The following is an 18,187-nucleotide window of genomic DNA, read 5'->3' as shown; positions in this document are numbered from 1 at the left end:
GTACCCGATCTCGTGGCCCGGGCCAGGGACGGGGAGCCGGCGGCGGTCGCCCGCCTGATCTCGCTCGTCGAGGACGCCTCGCCGGCCCTGCGCGAGGTGATGGCGGCGCTGGCGCCGCACGTGGGCCACGCGCACGTCCTCGGCATCACCGGCGCACCGGGGGTCGGCAAGTCCACCTCGACCAACGCCCTCGTCGGCGCGATGCGTCGCGCGGGTCGTCGCGTGGGCGTGCTCGCCGTCGACCCCTCCTCGCCGTTCTCCGGCGGCGCCCTGCTCGGCGACCGGGTGCGGATGGGCGACCACGCGCTGGACCGCGACGTCTTCATCCGCTCGATGGGGTCGCGCGGCCACCTCGGCGGGCTGGCCCGGTCGACGCCCCAGGCGGTCCGGGTGCTCGACGCGTCGGGCTTCGACGTCGTGGTCGTCGAGACGGTGGGCGTCGGGCAGAGCGAGGTCGAGGTCGCCGGGCTCGCCGACACCACGCTCGTCCTGCTCGCGCCCGGGATGGGCGACGGGATCCAGGCCGCGAAGGCGGGGATCCTCGAGATCGGCGACCTCTACGTCGTCAACAAGGCCGACCGCGACGGGGCCGACCGCACCCGGCGCGAGCTCCGGTCGATGCTCGCGATGGCCGAGCGGCGCGAGCAGGCGTGGCGCCCGCCCGTGCTCGCGACGATCGCGAGCACGGGGGAGGGCATCGACCGGCTGCTCGAGGAGGTCGACCGGCACGCGGCCTGGCTGCGCGAGAGCGGCGAGCTGGCGCGGCGGCGTACGGCGCGGGCCCGGCGGGAGGTCGAGGCGATCGCCCTCGCCACCCTCCAGGAGCGCTGGAACGCCTCGGGCGGGACCGACCTCGACCGCCTCGGCGAGCTGGTCGCCGCGGGCGAGCTCGACCCGTTCGGCGCCGCGGACCGGCTGCTCAGCTGAGCCGGAGCGTCTGCCCGGTGATCCGGGACGCCCCGCTGCTGGCGAGGAAGAGGGTCGCGTCCGTCACCGCGTCGGTGACCCGGCTGCGGCTGCGCACCAGCGTGTCGCCGGAGACCCGGCTGCCGGCGTAGGAGGAGGGGTTCGGGGCGAACTGGCGCGGCAGCACCGAGCGCGGCGAGTGCACCACCGAGTTGACCCGGACGCCGAGCCCGGCCCACCGCTCCCCGGCGTGGGCGGTCGAGGTCAGCAGCTCGGCCTCGGCCTCCTCGGGCGTCGAGGACAGCTCCAGCCACGAGCGCACCGCGCCGGTGTTGACGACGCAGCCGCCGCCGAGCGCGGGGCTGTGGCTGAGCTTGAGACGCAGGCGGGTGGTGAGGAACATCGGACCGAGCAGGCCGGAGCGTGCGGCGCCCGCGACGAACGACTGCTCCGACGGCGGCAGCCCGTAGGGCAGCGTGCAGCCGGCGGCCAGCACGAGCACGTCGAGGTGGTCGATGCCCGCCGCGAGCTGGTCGATCGACTGCTGGCGGGCGAGGTTGACCGACTCGTAGTCGAACGCGGACAGGTCGGTGTCGTAGAGCGAGCGCAGCATCATCGTGCCGGTGACCGTCACGGCCGCACCCGACTCGGCGAACGCGCTGGCGATGGCGTGCCCCTCGCCGCGCGTGCCGCCGACGACGAGGACCTGGTAGCCGGTGAAGTCGTATGACCCCGAAGTCATGCCTGCCGCGCCCTCCCGTTGGAACCCAGGGTGTTTTCTACCACGCGGTAGGGCGGAGGGGACAGGTCGGCCCGTCCTCAGCAGGGACACAGATCGGCACGTTCAGGTCACGTCGGACCCGGCCAGCGCGTCCTCCTCGCGGAGCGGGTCGGCCAGCTCGGGGTGCCCGCCGCGCACCGCGGCGAAGGTCCAGATCTTGTTGAGCACGAAGGACAGCGGGGTCACCAGGCCGATGACGATCAGCTGCGACCAGTAGAGCCGGTTGCGCAGCCCGCTGGAGTCGTCGAAGACGTCGGTCGGCAGGCTGATCGGCGAGTGCGGGTGCATCAGGAGGGTGAGCAGGGCGAGGCCGATCGCCTGCCCGCCGAGGCCGACCACCAGGAACGGCCAGTACTCGCGCCACCAGCGCGAGTGGCCGCTGCTGTGGAAGGTCCACGTGCGGTTGAGCTGGAAGTTCGAGAGGTTCGCGACCAGGAACGCGATGGTCGAGTAGACGTGGTACCAGCGCAGGTTGAAGTCGGTGGCGCCCAGGCCCACCACGGCGTCGTCGAAGTGGGGGCCCATCCGGCGCAGCAGCACCAGCGTGAGCATGTTGACCACGACGCCCGAGGCGCCCACGATCCCGAAGCGTGCGAGCAGGCCCAGGTTGCGCCGGTGGCGCTGCAGCAGCGCGCCTGCCCGAGGTCCCATGGGGTCGAGGCTACCCACCCGTCCTGCCGCGTGCGGGCGTTCTCCCTAGGATTGGGGCATGACGCAGCAGCCGTTCAGCCGTCCAGGTGCCATCGACCTCTCCGGGCTCGGGCAGCCGCCCGCCCCGCAGGCGGGGTCGCCCGCCCCGCAGGGCGCCGCCGGTGGGGCGTACTCCGTGACGATCACGCAAGAGAACTTCCAGCAGGTCCTGCAGGAGTCGATGACCGCGCCCGTGGTGATGGTGTTCCACTCCGCCCGCCAGGCGCCGGGCAGCGAGCAGTACGCCGCCGACGTCGCCGCGGTGGCCGAGCAGCAGGAGGGTCGCCTGCTGGCGGCCCTCGTCGACGTGGACGCCCAGCCCGAGATCGCGCAGGCGATGCAGATCCCGCAGGTGCCGCTCATGATGGTCGTGCTCGACGGGCGTCCGGTCACCCAGCCCATCCCCGGTGCGCTCTCCGCCGACGAGCTCACCACCCTCTTCGGACAGCTCGGCCAGCAGCTGACCGCCCAGGGGATCACCGGTCGCCACCAGCCGCGCTCGAGCGCGGCGCCGGTGGGCGAGGACGAGGAGGAGGTCGTCGACCCGCGCTACGCGCCCGCCCAGGACGCCCTCGCGGCCGGCGACATCGACGGCGCGGTCGCGGAGTACCAGAAGCTCGTCGACGCGAACCCGGCCGACGTCGAGGCGGCCGGCGGACTCGCCATCGCCAAGGTCATGCAGCGCACCCAGGGCGTCGACCTCAACGCGGCGCGCGCCGCCGCGGCCGACGCCCCCGACGACGTCGACGCCCAGACCATGGTCGCCGACCTCGACATGCTCGGCGGCCACGTCGAGGACGCCTTCGCCCGGCTGGTCGGCCTGGTCGCGCGCACCAGCGACAAGGACCGCGAGAAGGCGCGCGACCACCTGCTCGGCCTGTTCGCCGCGGTCGGCAACGACGACCCGCGCGTGCTGGCGGGCCGCCGCAGCCTGGCCTCGGCGCTCTTCTGAGCCTCAGCGCTTCTGCAGCACCGACCGGCCGGCCTCGAGCCGGGCGACCGGCACCCGGAACGGCGAGCACGACACGTAGTTGAGGCCCACCTCGTCGAAGAAGTGCACCGACCGCGGGTCGCCCCCGTGCTCGCCGCACACGCCGATCTTGAGGTCGGCCTTGGTCTTGCGGCCCTTCTTGGTGCCCATCTCGACCATCCCGCCGACGCCGAGCTGGTCGAGCGACTCGAACGGTGAGACGTCGAAGATGCCGTGCTCGAAGTAGCGCGAGAAGAACGACGCCTCGACGTCGTCGCGGCTGAAGCCCCAGGCCATCTGGGTCAGGTCGTTGGTGCCGAAGGAGAAGAAGTCGGCCGACTTGGCGATCCGGTTCGCGAGGAACGCCGCGCGCGGCAGCTCGATCATGGTGCCGATCGCGATGTCGAGCGTGACCCCGCGCTCCTCCTCGACCTCGGCGACCTGCTGCTCGAGCTCGGCGCGCACGATCTGCAGCTCGCGGACGCTCGCGACCAGCGGGACCATGATCTCGGGGCGTGGCGCGCCGTGGACCGCCATCCGGTCGGCGGCGGCCTCGGCGATCGCCCGGCCCTGCATCCGGAACAGGCCGGGGATCTGGATGCCGAGACGTACGCCGCGCAGGCCGAGCATCGGGTTCTGCTCGTGCAGGCGCCGCACGTGGGTCAGCAGGGTGACCGCGTGCTCGTCGACCGCCCCGCGCTCCTCGGCGAGCGCGACCTCGACGCTGAGCTCGGTGAGGTCGGGCAGGAACTCGTGCAGGGGCGGGTCGAGGAGCCGGATGGTGACCGGCAGCCCGTCCATCGCCTCGAAGATCTCGGTGAAGTCCTGGCGCTGGAGAGGCAGCAGCTCGGCGAGCGCGGCCTCGACGCCCTCGTCGTCCTCGGCGACGATGAGCTTCTCGACCAGCTCGCGGCGCTCGCCGAGGAACATGTGCTCGGTGCGGCACAGCCCGATGCCCTGGGCGCCGAAGCGGCGCGCGCGGGCGGCGTCGTCGGGGGTGTCGGCGTTGGTCCGCACGCGGAGCCGACGGGCGCCGTCGGCGTGCGCCATGATCCGCGCCACCGCGTGGGCGAGGTCGTCGTCGAGCTTCTCACCCTCGAAGTGGCGCACCACGACCGAGTCGGCGACCGGCACGGCGCCGGCGAACACCTCGCCGGTGGTGCCGTCGATGGAGATGACGTCGCCCTCGCTGATCGTCTCGCCGTCGCGGACCCGGAACTGCCGGGCCTTCGTGTCGACGTCGAGCGACTCCGCACCGCACACGCACGTACGGCCCATGCCGCGGGCGACCACGGCGGCGTGCGACGTCTTGCCGCCACGGCTGGTCAGGATGCCGCGCGCCGCGACCATCCCGCGCAGGTCGTCGGGGTTGGTCTCCTTGCGGACGAGGATCACGTCCTCGCCGCGCGCGGTCCACTCGACGGCCGTGTCGGAGTCGAACACCGCCTTGCCGACGGCGGCGCCCGGTGAGGCGTTCATGCCCTTCGCCAGCAGGGTCCGCTCCGAGGTCTCGTCGAAGCGCGGGAACATCAGCTGGGCGAGCTGGTCGCCGGTGACGCGCAGCACCGCCTCGTCCATCTCGATCAGGCCCTCGTCGACCATGTGCACGGCGATCCGGAACGCCGCCTCCGGCGTCCGCTTGCCCACGCGCGTCTGCAGCATCCAGAGCTTGCCGCGCTCGACGGTGAACTCGATGTCGCACATGTCGCGGTAGTGCCGCTCGAGGCGGCTCATGATGTCCATCAGGTCGTCGTAGGACGTCTGGTCGATGTCGGCCATGTCCGCCAGCGAGACGGTGTTGCGGATGCCGGCGACGACGTCCTCGCCCTGCGCGTTCTGCAGGTAGTCGCCGTAGACGCCCTGGTTGCCGCTGGCCGGGTCGCGGGTGAAGGCGACGCCGGAGCCGGAGTCCATGCCGAAGTTGCCGAAGACCATCGCCTGGACGTTGACGGCGGTGCCGAGGTCCTCCGGGATCCGCTCCTGGCGCCGGTAGAGGCGGGCGCGGTCGGTGTTCCACGAGTCGAAGACCGCCCGGATGGCGAGGTCCATCTGCTCGCGCGGGTCCTGCGGGAAGTCGCGTCCCGTCTGGTCCTTGATGATCTGCTTGAACGTCTCCACGACGCCGCGCAGGTCGTCGGCGTCGAGGTCGAGGTCGGACTCGGTGCCCTTGGCGCGCTTGACCTCGTCGAGCGCGTCGGAGAACAGCTCGGAGTCGACGTGCAGGACGGTGCCGCCGAACATCTGGAGCAGGCGGCGGTAGGAGTCCTGCGCGAAGCGCTCGGAGTCGCTGCGGGCCGCGAGGCCGCCGACGGAGGTGTCGTTGAGGCCGACGTTGAGGACCGTCTCCATCATGCCGGGCATCGAGAACTTCGCGCCGGAGCGGACCGAGACGAGCAGCGGGTCGTCGGCGTCGCCGAGCTTCTTGCCCATCGCCTCCTCGAGGGCGGCGAGGTGGTCGGTCACCTCCTCGGCCAGGCCGTCGGGCTCACCGCGCTCGGCCAGGTAGGCGCGGCACGTCTCGGTGGAGATCGTGAACCCCGGTGGCACGGGGAGACCGAGGTTGGTCATCTCGGCCAGGTTGGCGCCCTTGCCGCCCAGCAGGTCCTTCTGGTCCTTGTTGCCCTCAGCGAAGTCGTAGACCCAGGTCATGAGAGGCATCCTGCCTCAGCGACCGGACTCCGTATACGTTCCCTCACCCGAGACGGCGGCCCGGATGCGTCGCGCGGTGAAGTCGGCTGCGAGCTCGTCGACCTCCTCGAGGGTGCAGAACCGCACGTCGCGGATCTCGCGCTCCTGCTTGACCACATCCGCGAGCGTCGCGGGGTCGAGCGTGCCGCCGTCGAAGACCAGGCACACCGCGTCGTCCCAGCCGCCCCACGGCGGGAGCCAGTCGGTCAGCACCAGCGCACCGGGGCTGATCGTCAGCCCGAGCTCCTCCTCGACCTCACGCCCGACCGCCACGCGTGGCGACTCGCCCACCTCGACGACACCCCCCGGCAGGTCCCAGTCGCGCTTGTAGGTCAGCTGGCACAGCAGCACCCGTCCCTCCGGGTCGCGCACCAGCATCTGCGCGATCGCGCGCTTGCGGGGGAGGAAGGAGTTGAGCAGGGAGCGAAACGACTCGGGGTCGCTCAGCGGCGGGTCGGTGACGAGCCGGGCGAAGACCAGGTACGAGGTGGCGTCGGGCCGGTCGCCCATGCCGGGGGTGATCCGCTGGGACCCCTCGAGCCGCAGTCCGGCCCGGGTGGCCACCCGGCGGCTGGCGTCGTTGCGCGGGTCGATCCGCGCCTCCACCCGCTGCAGTCCCCAACCTCCCTGGTCCCGGTCGGCGAACACCCAGTCGACCAGCACGCGCACCGCGCGGGCGGCGTGGCCACGACCGCGGTGGCCGGAGTAGAGCGCCCAGCTGAGGCTCGCGCCGGCGTCTCCCTGACGGGTCGCCTCGACGCTGCCCACGATCGCGCCGGCGTGCTCCACGACGAACGACGCCTGCTCGCCCGCCGCGTAGCGCTCGTGCCACCGGGTGACCGCGTCGCGGTGGGTCTGCTCGGTGACGTCGTCGGCGTCCCAGCCGAACCAGAGCGCCATCTCCTCGTCGTGCCCGGCCACCGCCTCGGCGACGTCGTCGTCGCGCCAGGCCCGCAGCGTCACGGTCCCGTCGGTCAGCGTGGGCTGTTGGTCAGGCACCGGGCCACCCTAGCCAGTCCGAGGTCACCCCGGACGGCGGTGCGTACCCCTCGTCGTTGCTCCACCATGGGATGTCGGGCACTACCGCGCATCCCTCATGAAGGAGCGTGAGGGGAGCGCACATTCGGCGACATCCCACGACAGAGCAACGGGGCGTCGGGTGTCCTCAGGAGGCGCGCGCCATCAGGCGGCGCAGGCGCGCAGCCGTGTCGTCCGGGTGGTCGAGGTCCGACCAGATGATCCGGAGCATCCAGGCTCCCGTGACCTCGCGGAGACGGTCCTCCCGCTTCTTCTCCTCGAAGACCACCTCACCCGGATGCTGGCCCGGCTCGAGGAGTCGCCCGTACTTCACCTTGCCGTCGAACTCGCCGAGTCCCTGCCGGCGGAGCTTCGGCCACCCGAAGTCGGTGCGTCCCACGAGGACCGAACGGTCATAGACCTCGAGCTGGAGCACCGGTGTGGGGATGTGCTGGGTCCAGAACAGCCAGAGACTCCGCGACTCTCCGACCGACTCGGCGCGATCGGTTGACATGCGGACCGGGACGTGGAGGTGGCGCACCCGCGGCCAGTGCGCCATCACGTCGAACTGGTTGGCGATCTCGTCGGACGTGCACCTGCGACGGAACAACGCAGAGTTGAGGACGACCAGAGCGCTCTCCGATGTGGCGACGGACCCTGCCTCGAGCGCGCAACGTGCAGGCGCCAGCACACGCATGCCGTCGATCTCCCCGACCTCGTCTTCGGTCACCAGCCCTTCATGGTGGACGACATCGCGGTCGATGCGTCCCGCGCCGCCGTCCAGCCGGGTCACGTGCACCTTGTCGAGGGACAGGCCCCAGACCTCGATCTTGGCCGCTACGCAGCCGGACGTGTGGCTCAGCGCGACCGAGTCGCCGAGAGAGTCCAGGACCGCCCGGCACCTCATGAGGTGGCGCTCCTCCGGAGAGGCCGTCTGCCAGATGTCCGGGAACGTGTAGTACCCACGGCGGATGCGGAGCCACCGTCGGGAGCGAGCGGCCGCATCGATGGCGCGCTCGTCGTAGCCCGCTTCACGGGCGTGGGCACGGGTGAAGAAGCCGAGCTCGAGGCAGATCGCACGCAAGGGGTCCATGGCGCTCACGGTCGGCGACCGGGCTCGCCCACACCAGCGTCGTACCCCATCGCCTGTGGACGACGCTCGTGCCGAGCGCGCTGTGGGCGGATTCTGGCGCGATCCCGCACCTGCGCTGCTTCACCTGGGGATGTCGAGAAGCACTGCACTTCCCTCACGAAGGAGCATGAGGGAAGTGCACACTGGACGACATCCCATGGTGAAACATCACGACGATGCGGGGTGTGTCAGGTCCGCAGGCTCAGTCCGCCTTGCGGAACCAGACCGTCGCGAGGGGCGGGACGACGACGTCGGCGTGCGCGGGCTGACCCACGTGCTCGCCCTCGACGGCGGTGATCGAGCCGAGGTTGCCGACGCCGGAGCCGTGGTAGGCCGACGCGTCGGTGTTGAGGACCTCGGTCCACGTGCCTGCCGAGGGCAGCCCGAGGCGGTAGCCCTCGTGCGGCTGGCCGGCGAAGTTCGACACGCACACCACGTCGGGCTCGCCGGGGGAGCGGCGCACGAACGAGAACGTGTTGCGGCCCGCGTCGTTCGCGTCGACCCACTGGAAGCCGGCGGGGTCGTTGTCCCGTCCCCACAGCGCACCCGAGGCGGTGTAGGCGGCGTTCATGTCGCGGACCATCGCGTGCACGCCGGCGTGCTCCGGGTGCTCGAGCAGCCACCAGTCGAGCTCGCGGCTCTCGGCCCACTCGGACTCCTGGCCGATCTCGCAGCCCATGAAGAGCAGCTGCTTGCCGGGGTGGGCCCACATGAAGGCGAGGTACGCCCGCAGGTTCGCCAGCTGCTGCCAGCGGTCGCCGGGCATCTTGCGCAGCAGGGAGCCCTTGCCGTGCACGACCTCGTCGTGGCTGATCGGCAGCACGTAGTTCTCGGCGAAGGCGTAGACCAGCGAGAACGTCATCTGGCCGTGGTGGTGACTGCGGTAGAGCGGGTCCTTGGCCATGTAGGTCAGGGAGTCGTGCATCCAGCCCATGTTCCACTTGAAGCCGAAGCCGAGGCCGCCCTCGCTCGTGGGGCCGGTGACGCCCGGCCACGCGGTCGACTCCTCGGCGATCGTGACGATGCCGGGGACGCGCTTGTAGACGGTGGCGTTCATCTCCTGGAGGAACTGCACCGCCTCGAGGTTCTCCCGGCCGCCGTGCACGTTGGGCGACCACTCGCCGTGCTCGCGGGCGTAGTCGAGGTAGAGCATCGATGCGACGCCGTCGACGCGCAGACCGTCGGCGTGGAACTCCTCGAGCCAGAACACGGCGTTGGCGTAGAGGAAGTTGCGCACCTCGTTGCGGCCGAAGTTGAAGATGTGCGAGCCCCACTCCTTGTGCCAGCCGCGCTGGGGGTTGGGGTCCTCGTAGAGCGGGGTGCCGTCGAAGCGGGCGAGCGCCCACTCGTCGGTGGCGAAGTGGCCGGGGACCCAGTCGAGGATCACGCCGACGCCGGCCTGGTGCAGCCGGTCGATGAGCCGCTTGAGGCCGTCGGGGTCGCCGAAGCGGGAGTCGGCGGCGAAGTAGGACGTGACGTGGTAGCCCCACGAGCCGCCGAAGGGGTGCTGCATGACCGGCATGAACTCAACGTGGGTGAAGCCGAGGCCGGAGACGTAGGGGACCAGCGCGTCGGCGATCTGGTCCCAGTCGTAGAGGTCGCCGGAGTAGTGCTTGCGCCACGACGCGAGGTGCACCTCGTAGACCGACATCGCCTCGTCGACCGGCTGCTTGCCGCGGCGTGCCTCCAGCCAGTCCTGGTCGCCCCACTGGTGCTGCGAGCGCCACACGACCGAGGCCGAGCTCGGCGGCTTCTCGGCCCACTGCGCCATCGGGTCGGCGCGGTCGACCCACTGCCCGTCGGCGCCGCGGATGCGGTACTTGTACTGCGAGCCGACGCCGACCCCCGGCACGTGGACGTGCCAGACGCCCGATCCGTCGAGACGGGCCATCGGGTGGGCGGAGCCGTCCCAGCCGGCCCACTCGCCGGCGACCTGGACCTCCATCGCGTTGGGGGCCCAGACCCGGAACGAGGTTCCCTCCACCTCGCCGGTCGAGCCGGTCGAGACCTGCGCGCCGAGGACCGTCCACAGCTCCTCGTGCCGGCCCTCGCCGATCAGGTGCAGGTCGAGCTCGCCGGGGGCGTGGGTGTCGGTGGTCTGCTGCTCGCTCATGCGGTGTCCTCCAGCGCTGCCAGCGGGATGGAGAGCCATCCCGGACGGTTGCGTGCCTCGTAGACGGCCTCGTAGACGACCTTGTCCGCGAGGTAGGCGTCGAGCAGGGCGCTCGCCGCCTCGTCGAGCCCGGTACCCCGCTGCTCGGTGTACGACTCGAGGAACGCCGCCCGGTTGCGCGCCGACCACTCCGCGGCGCGGTAGGCGCGCTGCTCGGTCTCGGCGTCGTCGGCGCCCCCGCCGGTGAGGGCGGTCACCCGCGGCGCGTAGTCGAAGGAGCGGATCATCCCGGCCACGTCGCGCCACACCGAGTCGGGCTCGAGGCGCTCGGCGAGCGGCTTGGCGGGCTCGCCCTCGAAGTCGACGATCTTCCAGCCCTTGACGGTGCGCAGGGTCTGGCCGAGGTGCAGGTCGCCGTGGACCTGCTGGACCTCGACACCGTCGAGCTCGCGCAGCCGGGCGTACGTGCGGCGCAGCCCGTCCTCGTAGGCCGAGAGGGCTGGCACCACCGCGACGGCGGCGTCGAGCCTGCCCTCCATCGCCGAGGCGAGGGCGTCGAGCGCCGCGGGGTCGCGCTGCTCGCGCGGGAAGTGGGCGGCGAGGTCGGCGTGGACCTCGGCGAGGGCGGTGCCGAGGCGCGAGGCCTCCCCCGCGAAGTCCCCGCCCACCTCCTCGGCGTGCAGGTCGGCCTCGGCGAAGAGGTTGCGCACGCTCGCCAGGGCCAGGTCCCAGCCGTCGCTGGCGGTGCGCAGGAACTGCTGGAGCATCGCGAGCTGGATGGTGGTGTCGGTGTCCTCGTCGACGAGGTCGAGCCAGCCGTAGAGGGCGGCCACGTGGGTGGAGCCGGCCTCGGTGAGCACGTGGTGGATCGCGATGTCCGGGTTGACGCCCGGGGTGACCTTGCGGAACACCTTCATCAGCGCGTCGTCGCCGAACGCGACCGACGAGTTGGACTGCTCGCCGGAGAAGAGGGTCGAGTGGGCCTCGAGGTCGAGGTCGTGGCCGGGCACCCGGTGGAAGTGGAGCAGGCCGCGGGTGGCGTTGGCCGCGACGTCGAACGCGCGCAGCCACAGGGCCATCGCCTCGCGGTCGTGCAGCGCGTCGTAGACCCAGGTGTGGCCGAGCTCGTCGTCGTCCCACTCGCAGACGAGCGCGTGCGCGAGGCGGTCCTGCGGCTCGGTGTAGAAGGCCAGCGGCACCTGGTAGAGCTCGGTGTCGCCGTCGGCGTAGGCCACCTCGGCCAGGTCGATGGCGACCCTCGTGCCTGCTGGCGGGTCGGGGAGCTCGCCCACCCGACGGACGTCGACGAGGGTCCAGTCCCGGCCCTTGCCGCCGAACCAGCGGGCCTCCCCGATCCAGGCTGCGATCTGCTCGGTCACTGCTCCGCCCCCATCTGGCCCATGTGGCTCGTCCCCGTGCTCGCCTCGGTGAGCCTGAGCCACAGGAAGCCGTAGCCGCCCAGGGTCAGGAGGTAGGGCAGCTCGCCGATGGCGGGGAACGGGACGCCGCCGAGGAGCTCCACGGGCACCATGCCCTCGTACTGCCGGAGGTCGAGCTCGACCGGCTGCGGGAAGCGGGAGAGGTTGTTGACGCACAGGATGACGTCGCGGCTCTCGGGCCCGCCGCCCTCGGGCGCGTGCTCGCGGACGTAGGACAGCACGCTCGGGTTGGAGCCGCCGAGGTCGGTGAAGTCGCCGAGCCCGAACGCCGGGTGCCGGCGCCGGGTGTGGACCAGGCGACGGGTCCAGTGCAGCAGCGAGGAGGTGTTCTCCAGCTGGGCCTCGACGTTGACCGACTGGTAGCCGTAGACCGGGTCCTGGATCGCCGGCAGGTGCAGCTTGCCGGGCGTCGCGGACGAGAAGCCGGCATTGCGGTCGGGGGTCCACTGCATCGGGGTGCGCACGCCGTCGCGGTCGCCGAGCCAGATGTTGTCGCCCATCCCGATCTCGTCGCCGTAGTAGAGGACGGGGGAGCCGGGCAGCGACAGCAGCAGCGCGGTGAACAGCTCCATCCGGTTGACGTCGTTGTCCAGCAGGGGAGCGAGCCGGCGCCGGATGCCGATGTTGGCCTTCATCCGCGGGTCATGGGCGTACTCCGACCACATGTAGTCGCGGTCCTCGTCGGTGACCATCTCGAGGGTCAGCTCGTCGTGGTTGCGCAGGAAGATGCCCCACTGGCAGCCGTCGGGGATCTCCGGCGTCTGCTCGAGGATCTCCGAGATCGGGAAGCGCGACTCGCGGCGCACGGCCATGAAGATGCGCGGCATCACCGGGAAGTGGAACGCCATGTGGCACTCCGTGCCGACCCAGCGGCCGTCCTCGGTCTGCTCGGGCCCGAAGTACTCGACCACGTCGGCCGGCCACTGGTTGGCCTCGCACAGCAGGACACGGCCGGGGTAGTGCTCGTCGACGAAGCGACGGCACTTCTTCAGGAAGTCGTGGGTCTCCGGCAGGTTCTCGCCGTTGGTGCCGGGACGCTCGTAGAGGTACGGCACGGCGTCGAGGCGGAAGCCGTCGAGGCCCATGTCGAGCCAGAACGCCATCGCGTCCAGCATCGCCTCGTGGACCTTGGGGTTGTCGAAGTTGAGGTCGGGCTGGTGGTGGAAGAACCGGTGCCAGTAGTACTGCTGGCGCACCGGGTCCCAGGTCCAGTTCGACGGCTCGGTGTCGACGAAGATGACGCGTGCGTCCTGGTAGAGCTCGTCGGTGTCGGACCAGACGTAGAAGTCGCCGTAGGGGCCCTCGGGGTCGCTGCGGCTGGCCTGGAACCACGGGTGCGCGTCGCTCGTGTGGTTCATGACGAAGTCGATGATCACGCGGATGCCGCGCTGGTGGCAGGCGTCGAGGAAGTCGTGGAAGTCCTCGACCGTGCCGCACTCGGGGAGGATGTTGTTGTAGTCGGCGACGTCGTAGCCCCCGTCGCGCAGCGGCGAGGTGAAGAACGGCGGCACCCACAGGCAGTCGACGCCGAGCCACTCGAGGTAGTCGAGCTTCTCGATCAGGCCCTTGAAGTCGCCGGTGCCGTCGCCGTTGGAGTCGCGGAACGACCGCACCAGCACCTCGTAGAACACCGCCGTCTTGAACCACTCGGGCTCGGCGTTGAGCACCGCGGTCGCTGCGCCGGCGTCGGCCGGCATCTGGGCAGAGGTCGGGTGCTCGGTCAACGGGTCCTCCTGACGGTGATGACGTGCGCGGGCTCCCACCCGGGATCGAGGCGTACGTAGTTGTGCGCGCTCCAGCTCCAGTCGGCGCCGGTGATCTCGTCGTGGGCGACGAACGAGTCGTGCCACTCCAGGCCGAGGGCCGGCATGTCGAGGTGGACCATCGTCTCGCGGGTGCCGTGCGGGTCGAGGTTGATGACGCTGATGACGACGTCGTCCCCCCCGTCGGGCAGGGCAGCCTTCTTGGAGAACACCAGCACCTGGTCGTCGTCGCTGGAGTGGACAGTGAGGTTGCGCAGCAGCTGGAGCGCGGGGTGCTGGCGCCGGATCTCGTTGAGACGGGTGAGGTAGGGCGCGAGCGTCGTGCCGTCGGCCTCGCGCTTGTCCCAGTCGCGGATGCGGATCTGGTACTTCTCCGAGTCGAGGTACTCCTCCGACCCGGGCTTGACCGCGACGTGCTCGAACAGCTCGTAGCCGGCGTAGACGCCCCAGCTCGGCGAGCCCGTGGCGGCGAGCGCGGCCCGGACCTTGAACGCCGCCGGCCCGCCGTACTGCAGGTAGGCGTGGAGGATGTCGGGGGTGTTGACGAAGAAGTTCGGCCGCATCAGGTGGTCGGACTCCGACGACACCTCGCGCAGGTAGTCCTCGATCTCGCGCTTGCCGGTGCGCCACGTGAAGTACGTGTAGCTCTGGTGGTAGCCGATCGCGCCGAGGCCGTGCATCATCGCCGGCTTGGTGAAGGCCTCCGACAGGAACAGCACGTCGGGGTCGGTGCGCCGCACCTCCGCGAGCAGCCACTCCCAGAAGGCCAGCGGCTTGGTGTGCGGGTTGTCGACGCGGAAGATCCGCACGCCGTGCGACATCCAGAGCTTGACGACGCGCAGCACCTCGCGGCAGATGCCGGAGGGGTCGTTGTCGAAGTTGATCGGGTAGATGTCCTGGTACTTCTTCGGCGGGTTCTCGGCGTACGCGATGGTGCCGTCGGCGCGCGTGGTGAAGAACTGCGGGTGGGTGGTCACCCACGGGTGGTCCGGCGCGGCCTGCAGGGCGAGGTCGAGCGCGACCTCGAGGCCGAGCTCGCCGGCGCGGGCGACGAAGGCGTCGAAGTCGTCGAAGTCGCCGAGGTCGGGGTGGATCGCGTCGTGGCCGCCGTCCTTGCTGCCGATCGCCCACGGCGACCCGGTGTCGTCCGGGCCGGGGGTGAGCGTGTTGTTCGGACCCTTGCGGTTGACCTCGCCGATCGGGTGGATCGGCGGCAGGTAGAGCACGTCGAAGCCCATGGCCGCGACCGCGTCGAGCCGCTGGGTCGCGGTGCGGAAGGTGCCGGTGGTGACCTTGCCGGTCCTGGGGTCGCGGGTCGCTCCCTCGGACCGGGGGAAGAACTCGTACCAGCTGCCGAAGAGCGCCCGGGTGCGGTCGGCCCGGAAGCGGAACGGCCCGGTCGCGGTGTGCAGGTCGCGCAGCGGGTGGGCGAGCAGCACCGCGGACAGGCCCGGGTCCTGCAGCGCCGCGAGCCGCGCGCCGACCGGGCGCGAGGTGTCCGCGGCCGCGGCGGCCGCGCCCCGTACGACCTCGGCGTCTGCCGTGCTCAGCGCCTCGGTGCCGGTGGCGGCGGAGACGCGCTCGAGGATCAGGCGGGCCTCGGTGAACATCAGCTCGACGTCGACGCCGGCCGGGATCTTGATCCCGGCGTCGTGCTGCCAGGTGCCGATCACGTCGGACCAGCTGTGCACCTCGAAGGTCCACTCGCCCTCGACGTCGGGCGTGACGTGGGCGACGTAGCGGTTGGGCTGGTCACCGTCGGGCACCATCCGGACGGGGTCGCGGCGGGTGCCCTGCGGGTCGATCGCCACCACCTCCGCGCCGAGCTGGTCGTGTCCCTCGCGGAACACGGTCGCGCGCACGGGCATCGGCTCGCCGACCGTGGCCTTGGCGGCCTGCCGGCCGAGGTCGACGACGGGGGAGACGTCCATCACGGGAATGCGTCCAACCATGGCCCCACACTTGCGAACCCATGGTCATGGGCGCAACCCGGGGCACGCTCGGTCTCACCCTGCGGAGCGGTGGACCGACCCGCCCGGGAGGGTGGGTCTTGGATCGATCCAAGAAATGCCCTAGCGTGCGGGACCGTGCGAGCGATCCGTCGATTCACCGTCCGTCCCGTCCTGCCCGAGCCGCTGGGGGCGCTGTCCGTCCTGGCCGGCAACCTGCGCTGGTCGTGGCACCCGCCGACCCAGGACGTCTTCGCGTCCGTCGACCCGGCGCTGTGGCGCGAGGTGGCCGGCGACCCGGTCCGCTTTCTGGGGGCCGTCGGCCGCGAGCGGCTCGACGAGCTCGTCGAGGACGGCGAGTTCCGCCAGCGCCTCGACGCGGCGCACGCCGACCTGCAGCGCTACCTCGGCGAGGACCGCTGGTACGCCCGCAAGGCCGGCGAGGACGCGCCGCGCGCGATCGCGTACTTCTCCTCCGAGTTCGGCATCACGTCGGTGCTGCCGCAGTACTCCGGCGGCCTCGGCATCCTCGCCGGCGACCACCTCAAGGCGTCGTCCGACCTCGGCATCCCGCTGGTGGGCGTGGGCCTGTTCTACCGCCACGGCTACTTCAAGCAGGCGCTCGACCGCGACGGCTGGCAGCAGGAGAGCTACCCGGTCCTCGACCCCGACGAGCTGCCGCTGACCGTCCTCCGTGAGGCCGACGGCACCCGCGCGACCATCTCGCTCGCGCTGCCTGACGGCCCCGACCTCGTCGCCCGGATCCTCGTCGCGCAGGTCGGCCGGGTGCCGCTGCTGCTGCTCGACACCGACATCGAGGAGAACAGCGCCCACTACCGCGACGTGACCGACCGGCTCTACGGCGGCAACTCCGAGCACCGGCTGCGCCAGGAGCTGCTGCTCGGCATCGGCGGCGTCCGCGCGCTCCGCGCCTGGTCGCGGATCACCGGCGCGCCGGCGCCCGAGGTCTTCCACGCCAACGAGGGCCACGCCGGGTTCCTCGGCATCGAGCGGATCCGCGAGCTCACCGTCGGCGAGGACGGCCCGCACGTCGACTTCGACACCGCCCTCGAGGTCTCCCGCGCCGGCACGGTCTTCACCACCCACACCCCGGTGCCCGCCGGCATCGACCGCTTCCCGCGCGAGCTCGTCGAGCAGTACTTCGGGGGCAGCTCGCCCACCCCGGGCGTACCGGTCGACCGGATCCTGGCGCTCGGCGCCGAGGACTACGACGGCGGCGACGCCGGCGTCTTCAACATGGCGGTGATGGGCTTCCGGCTCGCGCAGCGCGCCAACGGCGTCTCCGAGCTCCACGGCCACGTGTCGCGCGGCATGTTCAACGGCCTCTGGCCGGCCTTCGACGAGGCCGAGGTGCCGATCAGCTCGATCACCAACGGCGTCCACGGCCCGACCTGGATCGCCCGCGAGGTCGTCGAGCTGGCGGCGAGCCGCGGTGCGGACGTCGACGGCGACGACACCGACGCGCTGTGGCCGCTGGTCGACGAGATCTCCGACCGCGAGATCTGGGACCTCAAGCGCACGCTGCGCACGCGCTTCATCGACGACGCCCGCGACCGGATGCGCCGCTCGGCGGCCAAGCGCGGCTTCGCCCCCGCCGAGACCACCTGGGTCGACGGCGCGCTCGACCCCGACGTGCTGACCATCGGGTTCGCCCGTCGCGTGCCGACCTACAAGCGGCTCACGCTGATGCTCCGCGACCCCGCGCGGCTCAAGCGGCTGCTGCTCGACCCGGAGCGGCCGATCCAGCTCGTCATCGCCGGCAAGGCGCACCCCGCCGACGAGACCGGCAAGCGCCTCATCCAGGAGATGGTGCGCTTCGCCGACGACCCGGAGATCCGCCACCGCATCGCGTTCCTGCCCAACTACGACATCGCGATGGCCCAGCCGCTCTACCCCGGCTGCGACGTGTGGCTCAACAACCCGCTGCGTCCCTACGAGGCCTGCGGCACGTCGGGCATGAAGGCCGCGCTCAACGGCGGCCTCAACCTCTCCATCCTCGACGGCTGGTGGGACGAGTGGTACGACGGCAACAACGGCTGGGCGATCGCGTCGGCCGACGGCATCGAGGACGCCGACCGGCGTGACGACCTCGAGGCCAACGCGCTCTACGACCTGCTCGAGGGCGAGGTCGTGCCGCGCTTCTACGAGACCAACGACGAGGGCGTGCCGCCGCGCTGGATCGAGATGGTGCGCCACACCCTCAAGTCGCTCGGCCCCAAGGTGCTCGCCACCCGCCAGGTCCGCGACTACGTCCGCGAGCTCTACGCCCCCGCCGCGCACACCGCCCGTGCGCTCAACTCCGACTACGCCGGCGCGCGCAACCTGTCGGGCTGGAAGCAGACCGTCCGGGCCGCGTGGCCCGGCGTCCGCGTCGAGCACGTCGACTCCGAGGGCGTCGGCGACCAGGCCGAGGTCGGCGCCACCCTCGCGGTGCGCGCGTGGGTCGCGCTCGGCGCGCTGTCGCCGGACGACGTCGAGGTCCAGGTCGTGCACGGCCGGATCGGCTCCGACGACGTGCTCACCGGCACCTCGGTCTCGCCGATGCACGTCGGGGAGTCCTACGACGGCAACCGGCACCGCTTCGACACCGACGTGCGGCTCGACCACTCGGGCCCGTTCGGCTACACCGTGCGCGTGGTGCCCCGCAACGCCGCGCTCGCCTCGGTCGCCGAGCTGGGGCTGGTGGCCGAGCCGGTCTGAGGGCGGCATCTCGGCTCT

The 18,187-nt window shown here is 71.5% G+C and carries 12 protein-coding genes; 3 read left to right on the top strand and 9 right to left on the bottom strand.

Annotated features, from left to right (window positions below; genetic code table 11):
- Positions 1 to 12 precede the first annotated feature (12 nt).
- On the top strand, positions 13 to 927 hold the full coding sequence (meaB, locus tag KDN32_RS13320; RefSeq protein WP_307854077.1) for a methylmalonyl Co-A mutase-associated GTPase MeaB: 915 nt from the start codon (positions 13 to 15) through the stop codon (positions 925 to 927).
- Here meaB and KDN32_RS13315 read toward each other — a convergent pair.
- Both KDN32_RS13315 and KDN32_RS13310 read right to left on the bottom strand, forming a co-directional pair.
- Positions 920 to 1,648 carry an SDR family oxidoreductase gene (locus tag KDN32_RS13315; RefSeq protein WP_211732740.1) on the bottom strand — a complete coding sequence of 243 codons (729 nt, stop codon included), beginning with the start codon at positions 1,646 to 1,648 and terminating at the stop codon, positions 920 to 922. The genes meaB and KDN32_RS13315 overlap by 8 nt on opposite strands.
- 102 nt (positions 1,649 to 1,750) lie before the next feature.
- Positions 1,751 to 2,338, bottom strand: a complete 588-nt coding sequence (locus KDN32_RS13310; RefSeq protein ID WP_211732739.1) for a GtrA family protein — start codon at positions 2,336 to 2,338, stop codon at positions 1,751 to 1,753.
- A 58-nt stretch (positions 2,339 to 2,396) separates the two neighbouring features.
- On the opposite strand from KDN32_RS13310, the gene KDN32_RS13305 reads away from it, so the two are divergent.
- Positions 2,397 to 3,329: a tetratricopeptide repeat protein gene (locus KDN32_RS13305; protein WP_211732738.1), complete on the top strand. Its 933-nt coding sequence runs from the start codon at positions 2,397 to 2,399 to the stop codon at positions 3,327 to 3,329.
- Between the two features lie 3 nt (positions 3,330 to 3,332).
- Here KDN32_RS13305 and ppdK read toward each other — a convergent pair whose 3' ends face one another.
- From ppdK to KDN32_RS13270, 7 genes are all read right to left on the bottom strand, one after another.
- Positions 3,333 to 5,996 carry a pyruvate, phosphate dikinase gene (gene ppdK / locus KDN32_RS13300; protein ID WP_211732737.1) on the bottom strand — a complete coding sequence of 888 codons (2,664 nt, stop codon included), beginning with the start codon at positions 5,994 to 5,996 and terminating at the stop codon, positions 3,333 to 3,335.
- Between the two features lie 15 nt (positions 5,997 to 6,011).
- Positions 6,012 to 7,034: an NUDIX hydrolase gene (locus tag KDN32_RS13295; RefSeq protein ID WP_211732736.1), complete on the bottom strand. Its 1,023-nt coding sequence runs from the start codon at positions 7,032 to 7,034 to the stop codon at positions 6,012 to 6,014.
- 166 nt (positions 7,035 to 7,200) lie between these two features.
- Positions 7,201 to 8,145, bottom strand: coding sequence for a type IV toxin-antitoxin system AbiEi family antitoxin domain-containing protein (locus tag KDN32_RS13290; protein WP_211732735.1), 945 nt, complete (start codon positions 8,143 to 8,145; stop codon positions 7,201 to 7,203).
- Between the two features lie 241 nt (positions 8,146 to 8,386).
- Positions 8,387 to 10,297 (bottom strand): 1,4-alpha-glucan branching protein GlgB, encoded by a 1,911-nt coding sequence (glgB, locus tag KDN32_RS13285; RefSeq protein WP_249217053.1) that lies wholly within the window; start codon positions 10,295 to 10,297, stop codon positions 8,387 to 8,389.
- Positions 10,294 to 11,676, bottom strand: a complete 1,383-nt coding sequence (locus tag KDN32_RS13280; RefSeq protein ID WP_211732733.1) for a maltokinase N-terminal cap-like domain-containing protein — start codon at positions 11,674 to 11,676, stop codon at positions 10,294 to 10,296. Before KDN32_RS13280 ends, glgB begins: the two co-directional genes overlap by 4 nt.
- Complete coding sequence (treS, locus tag KDN32_RS13275; RefSeq protein WP_211733181.1) at positions 11,673 to 13,433, bottom strand: maltose alpha-D-glucosyltransferase; 1,761 nt, start codon at positions 13,431 to 13,433, stop codon at positions 11,673 to 11,675. The genes KDN32_RS13280 and treS overlap by 4 nt, the downstream gene beginning before the upstream one ends.
- Before the next feature lie 23 nt (positions 13,434 to 13,456).
- Positions 13,457 to 15,451 carry an alpha-1,4-glucan--maltose-1-phosphate maltosyltransferase gene (locus tag KDN32_RS13270; RefSeq protein ID WP_211732732.1) on the bottom strand — a complete coding sequence of 665 codons (1,995 nt, stop codon included), beginning with the start codon at positions 15,449 to 15,451 and terminating at the stop codon, positions 13,457 to 13,459.
- A 135-nt stretch (positions 15,452 to 15,586) separates the two neighbouring features.
- Here KDN32_RS13270 and glgP point away from each other — a divergent pair, with 135 nt between their 5' ends.
- Complete coding sequence (gene glgP, locus KDN32_RS13265; protein ID WP_211732731.1) at positions 15,587 to 18,169, top strand: alpha-glucan family phosphorylase; 2,583 nt, start codon at positions 15,587 to 15,589, stop codon at positions 18,167 to 18,169.
- Positions 18,170 to 18,187: the final 18 nt, after the last annotated feature.

Source organism: Nocardioides palaemonis (assembly GCF_018275325.1).
GTDB lineage: Bacteria > Actinomycetota > Actinomycetes > Propionibacteriales > Nocardioidaceae > Nocardioides > Nocardioides palaemonis.
The sequence above is the reverse complement of the archived record's forward strand: the minus strand, read 5'-3'. Positions and strand labels throughout refer to the sequence as shown.

What these genes read in the sequence shown, in the direction of transcription:
- KDN32_RS13315 (WP_211732740.1), bottom strand. Translation starts at nt 1,648, where the DNA reads ATGACTTCGGGGTCATACGACTTCACCGGCTACCAGGTCCTCGTCGTC.
- KDN32_RS13310 (WP_211732739.1), bottom strand. Translation starts at nt 2,338, where the DNA reads ATGGGACCTCGGGCAGGCGCGCTGCTGCAGCGCCACCGGCGCAACCTG.
- KDN32_RS13305 (WP_211732738.1), top strand. Translation starts at nt 2,397, where the DNA reads ATGACGCAGCAGCCGTTCAGCCGTCCAGGTGCCATCGACCTCTCCGGG.
- ppdK (WP_211732737.1), bottom strand. Translation starts at nt 5,996, where the DNA reads ATGACCTGGGTCTACGACTTCGCTGAGGGCAACAAGGACCAGAAGGAC.
- KDN32_RS13290 (WP_211732735.1), bottom strand. Translation starts at nt 8,145, where the DNA reads ATGGACCCCTTGCGTGCGATCTGCCTCGAGCTCGGCTTCTTCACCCGT.
- glgB (WP_249217053.1), bottom strand. Translation starts at nt 10,297, where the DNA reads ATGAGCGAGCAGCAGACCACCGACACCCACGCCCCCGGCGAGCTCGAC.
- treS (WP_211733181.1), bottom strand. Translation starts at nt 13,433, where the DNA reads ATGCCGGCCGACGCCGGCGCAGCGACCGCGGTGCTCAACGCCGAGCCC.
- KDN32_RS13270 (WP_211732732.1), bottom strand. Translation starts at nt 15,451, where the DNA reads ATGGTTGGACGCATTCCCGTGATGGACGTCTCCCCCGTCGTCGACCTC.